Origin of the sequence: Acidovorax sp. PRC11, assembly GCF_031844105.1 — a bacterium.
GTDB lineage: Bacteria > Pseudomonadota > Gammaproteobacteria > Burkholderiales > Burkholderiaceae_C > Paracidovorax.
Window position 1 is genome coordinate 1 of sequence record NZ_JAUZUQ010000012.1, and the last position, 11,815, is coordinate 11,815.

General features: G+C 70.9%; 9 protein-coding genes. 2 read left to right on the plus strand and 7 right to left on the minus strand.

The annotated features are described in order from the left end of the window. Together Q9R47_RS14630 and Q9R47_RS14635 are read right to left on the minus strand one after the other, a co-directional pair. A partial coding sequence (locus tag Q9R47_RS14630) for a methyl-accepting chemotaxis protein (RefSeq protein ID WP_311233930.1) occupies nucleotides 1–1,636 on the minus strand: 1,636 nt, incomplete at its 3' end. A gap of 187 nt (nucleotides 1,637–1,823) precedes the next feature. Beyond that, nucleotides 1,824–3,734: a radical SAM protein gene (locus Q9R47_RS14635; RefSeq protein ID WP_311233931.1), complete on the minus strand. Its 1,911-nt coding sequence runs from the start codon at nucleotides 3,732–3,734 to the stop codon at nucleotides 1,824–1,826. Between the two features lie 154 nt (nucleotides 3,735–3,888). Between Q9R47_RS14635 and Q9R47_RS14640 the strand changes: the two genes are divergently transcribed. Then, a complete protein-coding gene (locus Q9R47_RS14640) occupies nucleotides 3,889–4,878 on the plus strand; it encodes a tripartite tricarboxylate transporter substrate binding protein (protein WP_311233932.1) in 990 nt (329 codons plus the stop codon). Here the strand turns inward: Q9R47_RS14640 and Q9R47_RS14645 are convergent. Genes Q9R47_RS14645 through Q9R47_RS14655 form a run of 3 tightly spaced genes read right to left on the minus strand, consistent with a single transcriptional unit; the run spans nucleotide 4,865 to nucleotide 7,186 of the window. After that, nucleotides 4,865–5,899, minus strand: coding sequence for a sensor domain-containing diguanylate cyclase (locus tag Q9R47_RS14645; RefSeq protein ID WP_311233933.1), 1,035 nt, complete (start codon nucleotides 5,897–5,899; stop codon nucleotides 4,865–4,867). The two genes, Q9R47_RS14640 and Q9R47_RS14645, sit on opposite strands and share 14 nt — an antisense overlap. A 43-nt stretch (nucleotides 5,900–5,942) precedes the next feature. After that, nucleotides 5,943–6,518, minus strand: a complete 576-nt coding sequence (locus Q9R47_RS14650; protein ID WP_311233934.1) for a gamma carbonic anhydrase family protein — start codon at nucleotides 6,516–6,518, stop codon at nucleotides 5,943–5,945. A gap of 44 nt (nucleotides 6,519–6,562) precedes the next feature. Continuing rightward, nucleotides 6,563–7,186 carry a TetR/AcrR family transcriptional regulator gene (locus Q9R47_RS14655; protein ID WP_311233935.1) on the minus strand — a complete coding sequence of 208 codons (624 nt, stop codon included), beginning with the start codon at nucleotides 7,184–7,186 and terminating at the stop codon, nucleotides 6,563–6,565. Nucleotides 7,187–7,285: 99 nt separating this feature from the next. On the opposite strand from Q9R47_RS14655, the gene Q9R47_RS14660 reads away from it, so the two are divergent. Further along, nucleotides 7,286–8,353, plus strand: coding sequence for an MBL fold metallo-hydrolase (locus Q9R47_RS14660; protein ID WP_311233936.1), 1,068 nt, complete (start codon nucleotides 7,286–7,288; stop codon nucleotides 8,351–8,353). Nucleotides 8,354–8,540: 187 nt separating this feature from the next. Here the strand turns inward: Q9R47_RS14660 and Q9R47_RS14665 are convergent, their stop codons facing one another. After that, nucleotides 8,541–9,863, minus strand: a complete 1,323-nt coding sequence (locus Q9R47_RS14665; protein ID WP_311233937.1) for a nitrate/sulfonate/bicarbonate ABC transporter ATP-binding protein — start codon at nucleotides 9,861–9,863, stop codon at nucleotides 8,541–8,543. A 188-nt stretch (nucleotides 9,864–10,051) separates the two neighbouring features. After that, on the minus strand, nucleotides 10,052–11,788 hold the full coding sequence (locus tag Q9R47_RS14670) for an ABC transporter permease subunit (protein WP_311233938.1): 1,737 nt from the start codon (nucleotides 11,786–11,788) through the stop codon (nucleotides 10,052–10,054). Nucleotides 11,789–11,815 lie beyond the last annotated feature (27 nt).

Consider the following 11,815-nt stretch of genomic DNA (forward strand, 5'->3'; position numbering starts at 1 on the left):
CCCGTGCGGGCGCGCGCGCCGCAACGGCGCGGGGCGCGGGCGCCGGGATGGGCGCCGCGGGCGCCATGGTGGCGGCCCGCTCGGCCATGCCGGAGAGCCGGAACACGCCCACCGCCTCGGTGAGGCGCACGGCCTGCTGCTGCAGGCTGCCGGCCGCGGCGGCGGACTCCTCGACCAGCGCGGCGTTCTGCTGGGTGGCCTGGTCGAGCTGCGACACGGCCGCGTTCACCTGGCCGATGCCCTCGCTCTGCTCGCGCGTGGCGGCATCGATCTCGGCGATCAGGTCGCTCACGCGCTGCACCTGCTGCACGATGTCCGACATGGTCGTGCCGGCCTCGTCCACCAGGCGCGTGCCGGTGCCCACCTTCTCCACGCTCTGGCCGATGAGGGTCTTGATCTCCTTGGCGGCCTCGGCGCTGCGGCCCGCCAGTGCGCGCACTTCGCCGGCCACCACGGCGAAACCGCGGCCCTGCTCGCCCGCACGGGCGGCTTCCACGGCCGCGTTCAGCGCCAGGATGTTGGTCTGGAAGGCGATGCCGTCGATCACGCCGATGATGTCGGCGATCTTGCTGGAACTGCCCGAGATGTCCTGCATGGTGGCGACCACCTGGCCCATCACGTCGCCGCCGCGGCTCGCGGCCTGGCTGGCGGTGGCGGCAAGCTGGCTGGCCGTGCGGGCGGTGTCCGCGTTCTGGCGGATGGTCGCGCTCATTTCCTCCATCGAGGCGGCGGTCTGCTGCAGGCTCGAGGCCTGCGACTCCGTGCGCTGCGACAGGTCCGCGTTGCCGCTGGCGATCTGGCTGGAGCCGGTGGCGATGGAATCGCTCGCCTGGCGGATCTGGTGCACCACGCGGGTCAGGTTGCCGTTCATGGTCTGCAGCGACTGCACCAGCAGGGCGGCCTCGTCGCGGCCGTCATCGTCCACGGCGCGGGTGAGGTCGCCCTCGGCCACGGCATGGGCCACGTCCACCGCGCGGGCCATGGGCACCGTGATCGAGCGGGTGATGAGGACCGCGCCGGCCACGCCCACCAGCACGGCGACCAGGGCCACCACGCCGAGGATGGTGGCGGACTGCACGAAGGTCTCGTGGGCCTGGGCGCTGGCCTGCTGCATTTCGCCCTCGTACCGTTTCACGAGATCGGCCAGATGGCCGAGCAGCTGGCCCTGGAACTTGTAGCGCGGCCCGAAAAGCAGTTTCTGTCCCTCGGTGTTCTGGTTGGCGAGCCCCAGCTTGACCACGTCGTCCGTGAAGGCGAGGTACTCCTTGCTGCTGGCTTCGGTGGTGTCGATCAGGCGGCGGGCCTCGGCGCCCGTTTCGAGTTGCCGCAGCCGCGCGACCGCGGTGCCCAGTTCGGCGATGTTCTTGTCGATCACGGCCTTGTTGGAGGCCATCTGCGCCTCATCCTCCAGGATGACGATGTTGCGCGCGGCCCGGGCGATGTCCAGCACGAGGTAGCTGATGCGCTGGCTGATGTTCGCCTTGGCGTAGTACTCGGACGAGATCTGCTGCGACGTATGGTCGAGTGAGGACATGCGGGCGATGCCCAGTCCGGTCACGATGGCCAGCAGCAGCAGCAGCAGGCCGAAACCCAGGGCAAGCCGGGATCCCAGGGTGAGGCGGCGGAGGAATTGCATGGGGACTTTCAGAACGGCAGGGGCTCGGCCGGGCGAAAACCCAGCGCGGACGCGCATTTTCGCGCGGAGCCATGACAATCCGTGAGTATGTGACAAAACGCAACGGAGTGCTCGGCGGCCTCCCCCGGCCCGCGGTTTTGCGGGGACAAGGCGCGCATTGTGTTGCGCGGGCGCGAATCGCCGGGGGTCAGGCCTGGCCGGTCAGCGCGCGCTCGATCCGGCGGCGGTTCACGGTGGTCTTCGGCACCTTGAACGGGAACCACGCGCGCACGTCCTCCTCGAGCCCGATGCCGTGCATGTAGTTGTAGATGGCCTTGCGCAGCGCGCTGCCGAGCGCATCGTGGTCCACCCCCGTCGGGTCGATGAAGGCCACGTCGTTCTTCGCGAAACCGCCCGGCGGCAGCGGCGCGAGGGTCACGCCGTATTCCTGCGGGTTCTGGCCCACGGGCGAATGCACGGTGCAGGCGAAGCGGTGGAAGAAGCCGCTCTGGATGCAGCCGTTGGCGAAGAGCTGGCGCACGTATTCGAGCGCGTCCACCGTGTCCTGCACGGTCTGCGTCGGGAAGCCGTACATCAGGTAGGCGTGCACGAGGATGCCGGCGTCGCTGAAGGCGCGGGTCACGCGCGCCACCTGGTCCACCGAGACGCCCTTCTTCATCAGCTGCAGCAGGCGGTCCGAGGCCACTTCCAGCCCACCCGAAATGGCGATGCAGCCCGAATCGGCGAGCAGCCCGGCCAGCTCGGGCGTGAAGGTCTTCTCGAAGCGCACGTTGCCCCACCAGCTGATGCCGGCATTGCGCTCGATGAGTTCGGTGGCCAGCGCCTTGAGCGCCTTCGGGGGCGCGGCCTCGTCCACGAAGTGGAAGCCCGTCTGCCCCGTCTCGGCCACGATGGCCTCGATGCGGTCGGCCAGCACCTGGGCGCTGGCGCCCTCATAGCGGCCGATGTAGTCCAGGCCCACGTCGCAGAAGCTGCACTTCTTCCAGTAGCAGCCGTGCGCCACGGTGAGCTTGTTCCAGCGCCCGTCGCTCCAGAGCCGGTGCATCGGGTTGAGCATGTCCAGCAGCGACAGGTAGCGGTCCAGCGGCAGGCCGTCCCAGGTGGGCGTGCCGACCTCGGCGAAGGCGACGTCGGCCTCCATCATGTTCACGTACTGCACGGTGCCGGCGTCGTCCCGCACGTAGGTGCGCACGAGGCGCTGGCGGCCGCGGCGGCCTTCCAGGTGCTCCAGCAGCGCCAGCAGCGGGCGCTCGCCGGCATCCAGCGTGACGTAGTCGAAGAAGTCGAACACGCGCGGATCGGACAGCTCGCGCAGCTCGGTGTTCACGAAGCCGCCGCCGAGCACGGTGGCGACGTGCGGGTGCCGTGCCTTGATGGCCTGGGCAATGCGGAAGGCCGCATAGACCGAGCCTGGGAACGGCACCGAGAGCAGCACCACGGTGGGCCGGTGGCGCTCGACGGCCTCGTGCGTGAGCTGCACCAGCAGTTCGTCCACCAGCGTGGGCGGCGCGGCCAGGGCGTCGGCCAGCGGGTCGAAGGTCGGCTGGCTGCCGGCCAGCGATTCGGCATAGCGCACGAACTCGAAGCGCTCGTCCACCGCATCGCGCAGCACGTCGGCCAGGTCGTTCAGGTAGAGCGTGGCCAGGTGCTTGGCCTTGTCCTGCAGGCCCAGGGCGCCGAAGGCCCAGCCCAGCGGATCGCCGCCCTCGTCGTCCACATACACGTCGAGCGTGGAAAAACGCGGCCCTTCGGGCAGGTAGTGGCGCCCCGCGATGCGGTGCGCCAGCGTGCTGTCGCGGCCCTGCAGGAAGGCGATGGCCGGGCCGATGGTGGCCAGGTACCGGTCCTGCTGCGCGGCGAAGGACTGCACGGCGGGGCTGCGGCGCTGCTCCGGCATCGCCTGCACGCGCGCCGCCACGTCCCTCAAACCCTCGGGCGAGAGCAGCCGCAGCACCAGCGCCAGCGCCAGGTCCTCCTGGAACGCCGCGACGCCGCGCGAGCGCAGGAAGCCCGTGAGGTAGGCGGTGGAGGGGTAGGGCGTGTTGAGCTGCGTCATCGGCGGGATGACGGCCAGCACGCGGCAGGCGGAATCGGGCATGGGAATCGTGGGGAGGCGGACCCCGATTATCCCGGCCGGTGGCTGCCCGCGCCGGCCTGGGGGCACTGCCGCGTATCTATCGATATGCCGGGGCGCATCTGAGGGCTTGCCTACCATCCGCACCCTTGACCTTTTCCGAGAGAGTATGTTTTCCATGAAGATGCAACGCAGGGCCTGGGCCTTCAGGGCGGCCGCCGTGGCCGCCGCGGCATGGATGGGTGCGGCCGGCGCGCTCGCGCAGGCCGCGTGGCCGTCCCGCCCCGTCACGCTCGTGGTGCCGTTCCCGCCCGGCGGCAGCAGCGACACCATCGGCCGCGCGATCGCCCCCAAGCTGGGCGAAAAGCTCGGCCAGCCCGTGGTGATCGACAACCGCCCCGGCGGCGGCACGGCGGTGGCTGCCGGCTATGTGGCACGCTCGGCGCCCGACGGCTACACGCTGCTGATCGGCTCGGGCTCGATGCTCACGCTCAACCCGGCCGTGCGCCGCGACCTGCCCTACGACTCCGTGAAGAGCTTCGAGCAGATCGGCATGGTGAGCCGTGCCGGCATGGTGCTGCTGGCGGGCAAGGACGCGCCGTTCGGCACGCTGGCCCAGCTGCAGGCCGCCGCGAAGAAGGCGCCGGGCCAACTGCCCTATGCGTCGTTCGGCGCGGGCACCGCGTCGCAGTTCGCGGCCGAGATGGCCTGGCTCGCCATGGGCGTGCAGCTGCTGCACGTGCCCTACAAGGGCAGCGCGCCGATGCTCACCGACCTGATCGGCGGGCAGCTGCCGCTCGCGATGGACACCGTGGTCACCGCCGCGCCGCAGATCAGGGCCGGCAAGGTGCGGGCGATCGCCGTGGCCTCGCCCCGGCGCCTGGCCACGCTGCCGCAGGTGCCGACCTTCGCCGAGGCGGGCTTTCCGGACGTGGTGCTCGAATCGTGGGGCACGCTGATCGCCCCGCGCGGCCTGCCTCCCGCGGTGCATGCGAAGCTGGAGCAGGCGCTCGCCGAAACCATGGCCGACCCCGGCGTGCGCAAGGCGCTGGCCGAGCAGGGCGTGGAGGCCGTCGTGGGCTCCGCCGCCGAGGCCGCTGCGCTGCTGGAGCGCGAGCTGCCCCTGATGCGCGCCGTGGCCGCGCGCGCCCGCATCAGCGCGGATTGAAGTCGACAGGGGCCAGGGCGCGCCGAGCCTGCTTGGTCTCGTACATCCGCCGGTCGGCCAGCCGCAGCGCGTCCCCGGCCGTGGAGGAGCCGTGCGGCGGCACGGCGACGGCACCGACGCTGGCGCCCGCGTAGTCGAACGATCCGCCCGGCAGGTCGAAGCGCCCCTGCGTGGCCTGCGCGATGCGCTCACGGAAAGTGTCCTGGGCGCAGCGCGACGCGTCTCCGGCCTGCGGGCCGAGGGTCGCCACGACGAATTCGTCCCCGCCGATGCGGGCGATGACGTCTTCCTCGCGCAGCACCGTTCGCAGCCGCTGGGCGATGGCGGCGAGGAACTGGTCGCCCACCCCGTGGCCGTGGCGGTCGTTGATCGCCTTGAAGTCGTCCAGGTCGACGAAGGCGACCAGCACCTCCGCCTGCCGCCGCCGGCCCTGCGCCAGCAGGCGCGTGAGGGCGTCCATGAGTGCCCGGCGGTTCGGCAGCCCGGTGAGCTCGTCGGTGGCGGCATGCCGGGTCAGCCGCTCGTTGGCGGCGGTCAGTTCCTGGATGAGCCGCTCGCGCTCGAGCTGCTGGCCGATCAGGTGGGCGAAGAGCGTGAGGATGTGTCCCGTTTCAGGGGTACTGGGGCGCTCGCGCCGGCTGGCCGCGCAGAGCGTGCCGCACAGCTGGCCGTCGGCCCTGCGCACGGGCATGCTGGCATAGGCGCGCAGCCCCAGGTCGCGCACGACCGCCATGTCGCCCCAGCGCTCGGAAATGTCGTCCATGTAGACCCGGCCCTCGTCCATCGCCCGCTTGCATGGCGTCTGGTCCCAGGCGGTGGAGAAGCCCTCGGGAATCTGCAGCTCGCCGGCATTGTGGGCATAGCGGATCTCGAGGGTGCCCTGGGACTCGTCGATGGAGGTCAGGTAGGTGGACTCGATGCCCGTCACCGCCTCCAGCATCTCCAGCAGCGAGCGCGTGAGGTCTTCCACGTTCTGCGCCGCGGCGACCGACCCGGACAATTGCTCAAGAAAGGGGTTCATTGCATGGGGCAGATTAGACGATCCACTCTCCGGTGTCGAGGGCTCAGCGCGGCTGTGCCGGCAGGGGATGTGGCTGCTGCGGTGGCTGCGGCGCGGCCAGGTAGTTGTTCTTGACCCGCACGTAATGCTCCGCCGAATAGCGCAGGTAGGCGATCTCCTGGGCGGTGAGCGCGCGCTGGCGCACCGCGGGCCGGCCGATGTAGAGCGATCCGCGCTCCAGCACCTTGCCGGGCGGCACCAGGCTGCCCGCGCCGAGCATGACCTGGTCCTGCACCACGGCGTCGTCCATCACGATGCTGCCCATGCCGATCAGGCATTCGTCGCCGATGCGGCAGCCGTGCAGGATCACCGAGTGGCCGATGGTCACGTGGCTGCCGATCACCAGGGGCGAGCCGTCCGGCTTGCCGGGGTGGCGGTGCGAGACGTGGCCCATGGCCAGGTCCTGCACGTTGGAGCCTTCGCCCACGGTGATGCGGTGCACGTCGCCGCGCAGCACGGCGTTGCACCACACGGAGGCATCGCGCCCCAGGTGCACGTCGCCGATCACCTGGGCCGAGGCATGGACGAAGACGCCCGCGTCCATCGTGGGGGCGGTGTCGAGATAGGGGGACAGGGGCATGGGGTGCGGGGGCGGCCGGGCCGTGACGTGGGGGAGCGGGGGCTTCAGCCGCGGGAATAGAAGCCCAGGAACATGTCCACCGCGTCGGCCAGTACCTGGGCCTGCTGCGCCTCGTCGAGGGCGGGCAGGCCCAGGATGAGCTGTGGCCAGAAGGCGTGCGTCTTGAGCTGGCCCATGAGCAGGTGGGCCGCGTACAGGGGGTCGGCATCGGCCCGCAGGCGACCCGCCTGCTGCGCGGCGCGGATCCAGGCGGGCAGGCCCTCTTCCCTGGAGGACAGGCGCTCGGCCATCGCCTTCGCGCGGCCGGGCGTGTGCAGCATCTCGGCCATTACCACGCGCGAGAGGTCCATGAAGCTCGGATCGTTGAAGAGCTGCATCTTGCCGCCGATCAGCTCCAGCAACTGCGGCCGCAGTGGCCGGCCGGCGTCGTGGGACGTCTCGGGCAGTGCCTGGCTGCGGTTCCAGAGCTGGTCCAGGATGGCGGAGAACAGCTCGTCCTTGCTGGGGAAGTGGTTGTAGACCGTGCGCTTCGATACGCCGGCGGCGGAGGCCACGCGGTCCATGCTGGTGCCGGCGAAACCGCCCTCGCGGAACTCCGCGATGGCCGCCTGCACGATGGCTTCGCGCTTGCGGTCGGTCAGGCGGGGGAGCACGTCGGTAGCTGTCATTCGGAAATTTTACACTGCGTGGTTTACTTTTTGCGAAACAACACTACACTGTGCAGTGCACTTCGTAGTGCGTCTTTTTCCCATACCTGCCCCACTGCCATGGCCCGTCCGTCCGCCTACAGCCAAGCCGCCCCGGCCGATCCGTCTCCCCTGCGGCTTCCGGCCTCGGCCGACGGCCGTTTCCGCAACGCGGCGCCGCCCCGCCGCATGGGCTGGCGCAAGGGCCTGCGGGTGATGCTGCGCATGGCGCTGGGCAAGCCGCCCGGCACGGTGCCCGACCGCCCGGTGCCCGTGCAGGCGCTCACGCGGGAGGCCCTGCTGTCCGCGCCCGACATGTCGCTGTGGCGCCTGGGCCATTCCACGGTGCTGCTCAAGCTGCAGGGCGGGTTCTGGCTGACGGACCCGGTGTTCGCCGAGCGCGCCTCGCCCGTGGCGTTCGCCGGGCCGCGGCGTTTCCATGCCCCGCCCATCGCCATCGATGAACTGCCGCCTATCCGCGGCGTGGTGCTCTCGCACGACCACTACGACCACCTCGACCGCGCGGCCGTGCTCGCGCTCGCGCCGAAGGTGGACCAGTTCATCGCGCCGCTGGGCGTGGGCGACCGCCTGGTGGGCTGGGGCGTGCCGGCCGACAAGGTGCGGCAGTTCGACTGGTGGCAGGGCACCACCTTCGCGGGCGTGCGGCTGGTCTGCACCCCGGCGCAGCATTTCTCGGGGCGCAGCCTCTCCGACGGCAACCGCACGCTCTGGGCGTCGTGGGTGCTGATCGCGGGCGGCACGCGCGTCTTCTTCAGCGGCGATTCCGGCTACTTCGACGGCTTCCGGGCGATCGGCGAGCGCTACGGCCCCTTCGATCTCACGCTCATGGAAACCGGCGCCTACAACACCGACTGGCCCGACGTGCACATGCAGCCCGAACAGAGCCTGCAGGCGCACCTGGACGTGCGCGGCGGGCGCTGCCTGCCCATCCACAACGGCACGTTCGATCTGTCGTTCCACGGCTGGACCGAGCCCTTCGAGCGCATCGCCGCCCTCGCGGCCGCGCGCGGCGTGCCGCTGCTGACGCCCACCATGGGCGAGCGCGTGGACATCCGGTTCCCCACGGCCACGCAGCCCTGGTGGCGCGAGGAAGCCGCTGCCACCGCATCCGCCCCCGCCGCCGCCTGACCGACCGGAGACCACCGACCATGTTCAGCCGCGTCATCCCCATCCGGCGCCTCCTGTACGGCAGCCTCGCGCCGGTCGGCGGCGGGGCCCGGCCCGTGCGGCTGGACGCCTCCGAACGCTCCGTGCCGCCTGCCGCTGGCGGGCTGCCGGAGCGCCGTGCTTCCGCTTCCCTCGGCGACCCGTCGGCTCAGGGCGCCGTTTCCTCCCCCGTCGGCAGCCGCATGACCCCCGTCCGGTAGTCGTACTCGAACACCTCCCCGTGCCGCGCCCAGGTGATGGCCGTGCGCAGCACGTCCTCGGCCTCCTGCGCGTCGAGCTGCTCGGCGAGCAGGCGCAGGAAGGGCGCATCCGGCAGCTCGCCCGCGGGCTCCTGCTCCAGGCTGTGGCGGATGTGCGCCACCAGCGGCACGTGGGCGAGCAGTTGCTGGCCGAAGATGTCCTGCCGCAGGCCGTGGGCGCCCTCCACGTAGCGCCGGCCGAGCGGGGTGATCTGCAGGTCGCCGCCCGCGAGCGCCGCGAGCTGGAGCTGGGCGATCGCATGGGCCACGGGCAGCAGCTCGGCGTCGGTGAGGCTGGTCTCTTCCGCGAGCCGCGGCAGGTCGGCGCGGCCGTCGAAGGGCGGCTCGGCCAGCAGCTCCAGCAGGCCGTCCATGCGCGCCACGTCGGCGGCGGGCAGGCGGTCGGTGAGCGTGGCGGGCGCGGGCCCGGCCGCCGCCTCCCCCCCGGCTGCCGGCGCATGGCGCGCGGCCCCGGCCGTCATGAGCGCATACACCTCGTCGATCAGCGCGCGCACATGGTGGCTGTCCGGATCGCGCGGGCGCGGCAGCTGGATCGCCAGCTGGCAGCGGATGCGGCCCGGGTCGCTCGCGAAGATCAGCACGCGGTCGGCCATCATCACGGCCTCCTCGATGTTGTGCGACACCACCAGCATCGCCTTGGTGGGCATGGTGCCGCTGCGCCACAGCTGCAGGATGTCCTCGCGCAGGCGCTCGCCGGTGAGCACGTCCAGCGCCGAGAACGCCTCGTCCATCAGCAGCACGTCCGGCTCGGTGACCAGCGCCCGCGCGATGCCCACGCGCTGGCGCATGCCGCCCGACAGCTCGCGCGGCAGCGCGCCCTCGAAGCCCGCCAGGCCGATGAGCTCGATGGCGGCCTCGGCCCGTGCCGCGCGCTGCGCCTGCGGCACGCCGCGCGCCTCCAGCCCCAGCTCCACGTTCTGCTGCACCGTGAGCCACGGGAACAGCGCGAACGACTGGAACACCATGCTGATCGCGCGCGCCGGCCCGTGCAGCGGCTGGCCGCGGTAGCGCACCTGCCCCCCGTCGGCCGGCACCAGCCCCGCCATGATGCGCAGCAGCGTGCTCTTGCCGGAGCCGGACTGGCCGAGCAGCGCGACGATCTCGCCCTCGCGCAGCGTGAAATCGACCTGCTGCAGCACGGGCCGCTCGCGGCCGTCGGACGAGCGGAAGCTCTTGCCCACGCCCTGGAGTTCGATGATGGATTGCGTCATAGGTCAGTGATCCATTGCGCTGAGAGCGGCTTGCACCGCACGGAAGTGGCTCGTGCACAAAGTTTCTGATGGCCGCGGAGCAGGCCATGCCAGCAGACGCCGCGGCACTGGCTTTGCCAGGCCGCTGGCGGCGCCCCTTGAGGGGGATGGAATGTCTACACACAGTGAGACATTCAAACGGGGTGGGCTCATGTATGCATCCGATCCTCGGCGAGGCGATAGAGGCGCCGCCACAGGAAGTGGTTCAGCCCCATCACGAACACCACCATGGCGCCGATGCCCAGCGCGATGCGTGGGAAGTCGCCCGCGGCCGTCATCTGCGCGATGTAGCTGCCCAGGCCCTGCGCCTGCAGCGTGGTGTCGCCCCAGGTCACGTATTCGGCCACGATGCTCGCGTTCCACGAGCCGCCGCTGGCGGTGATGGCGCCGGTCACGAAGCTCGGGAACACCGCGGGCAGCAGGTAGCGCTTCCATTTCAGCCAGCCCGAGAGGCCCAGGTTCTGCGCGGCCAGCCGCAGCTCGTTCGGGATGCTCGACGCGCCGGCGATCACGTTGAAGAGGATGTACCACTGCGTGCCCAGGATCATGAGCGGCGACAGCCACACGTCGGGGTTCAGCTTCCAGTGCACGATCAGCATCACCGCCACCGGGAAGAACAGGTTGGCCGGGAAGGCGGCCAGGAACTGCGCCACGGCCTGCAGGCGCCCGGACCAGCGCGGGTTCATGCCGATCCACACGCCCAGCGGCACCCAGACGAGCGCGGCCAGCGCGATCAGCACCAGCACCCGCAGCAGCGTGTAGCCGCCCAGGGTGAAGACGTGCGCCACCTCGTGCCAGCCCACCTCGGAGTGCACGAACTGCACGAGCCGCGCGATGGCGAACAGCACGCCCGCGGCCAGCACCGCGTCCCACACGCGTTCGGCGCGCGCAGAGCGCGACTGCGGCCGCGCACGGATCGAGGTGCCGTCATGGCTGCGGCGGAACAGCGTGAGCGTGCGCGCCAGTTGCCGCTGGCACCAGCCCGCCACGCCCTGCACGCCGCGCGCGCGGCGCAGCCAGTCCAGCAGCCAGGAGCGCGGCACGGCATCGGCACCGCTCTCCTCGAAGCGGAACTTGTCGGCCCAGGCCACCAGCGGCCGGAACAGCAGCTGGTCGTACAGCAGGATCGCCACCAGCATGCAGCCGATGGCCCAGCCGATGGCGGAGAGGTCGCGCGCCTCGATCGCCATCGCGATGTACGAGCCCACGCCCGGCAGCTTGATGTCCTGGTGCGAGACCGAGATCGCCTCGGACGCCACCACGAAGAACCAGCCGCCGGACATCGACATCATCATGTTCCACAGCAGCCCCGGCATGGCGAAGGGCAGCTCCAGCCGCCAGAAGCGCTGCCAGCCCGAGAGCTGGAACACGCGCGCTGCCTCCTGCAGTTCCGCCGGCACGGTGCGCAGCGACTGGTACAGGCTGAAGGCCATGTTCCATGCCTGCGAGGTGAAGATGGCGAAGATGGCGGCGCACTCCACGCCCAGCAGGCTGCCCGGGAAGAGCGCGATGAAGCCCGTGACGGTGATCGACAGGAAGCCGAGGATGGGGATGGACTGCAGGATGTCCAGCAGCGGGATCAGCACCCGCTCGGCCAGCCGGTACTTGGCGGCCAGCACCGCGAACACGCAGGCGAAGACCAGGGACGCGCCCATCGCGATGAACATGCGCAGCGTGGTGCGCAGCAGGTAGTAGGGCAGCTGCCACGGGTCGAGCGACAGCGGCAGCGTCTCGCCCATGTGGAAGGGCTGCGCCATCTGCGCGGCGCCGTAGGCCAGCAGCACGATCGCGGCCAGTACCAGGGGCAGCAGGGCCCAGTCCCATCGGTTGGGACCGGCATCCACGACCTGGCGTGGAAAGAATTCGCGGGACGCTTGGTTTTTCATGGTGTGCGGGACCGGAATGGCAGAGCA

Coding starts and splice junctions, on each gene's coding strand:
- Q9R47_RS14635 (WP_311233931.1), bottom strand. CDS start 3,734: ATGCCCGATTCCGCCTGCCGCGTGCTGGCCGTCATCCCGCCGATGACG.
- Q9R47_RS14650 (WP_311233934.1), bottom strand. CDS start 6,518: ATGCCCCTGTCCCCCTATCTCGACACCGCCCCCACGATGGACGCGGGC.
- Q9R47_RS14655 (WP_311233935.1), bottom strand. CDS start 7,186: ATGACAGCTACCGACGTGCTCCCCCGCCTGACCGACCGCAAGCGCGAA.
- Q9R47_RS14665 (WP_311233937.1), bottom strand. CDS start 9,863: ATGACGCAATCCATCATCGAACTCCAGGGCGTGGGCAAGAGCTTCCGC.
- Q9R47_RS14660 (WP_311233936.1), top strand. CDS start 7,286: ATGGCCCGTCCGTCCGCCTACAGCCAAGCCGCCCCGGCCGATCCGTCT.
- Q9R47_RS14670 (WP_311233938.1), bottom strand. CDS start 11,788: ATGAAAAACCAAGCGTCCCGCGAATTCTTTCCACGCCAGGTCGTGGAT.
- Q9R47_RS14645 (WP_311233933.1), bottom strand. CDS start 5,899: ATGAACCCCTTTCTTGAGCAATTGTCCGGGTCGGTCGCCGCGGCGCAG.
- Q9R47_RS14640 (WP_311233932.1), top strand. CDS start 3,889: ATGAAGATGCAACGCAGGGCCTGGGCCTTCAGGGCGGCCGCCGTGGCC.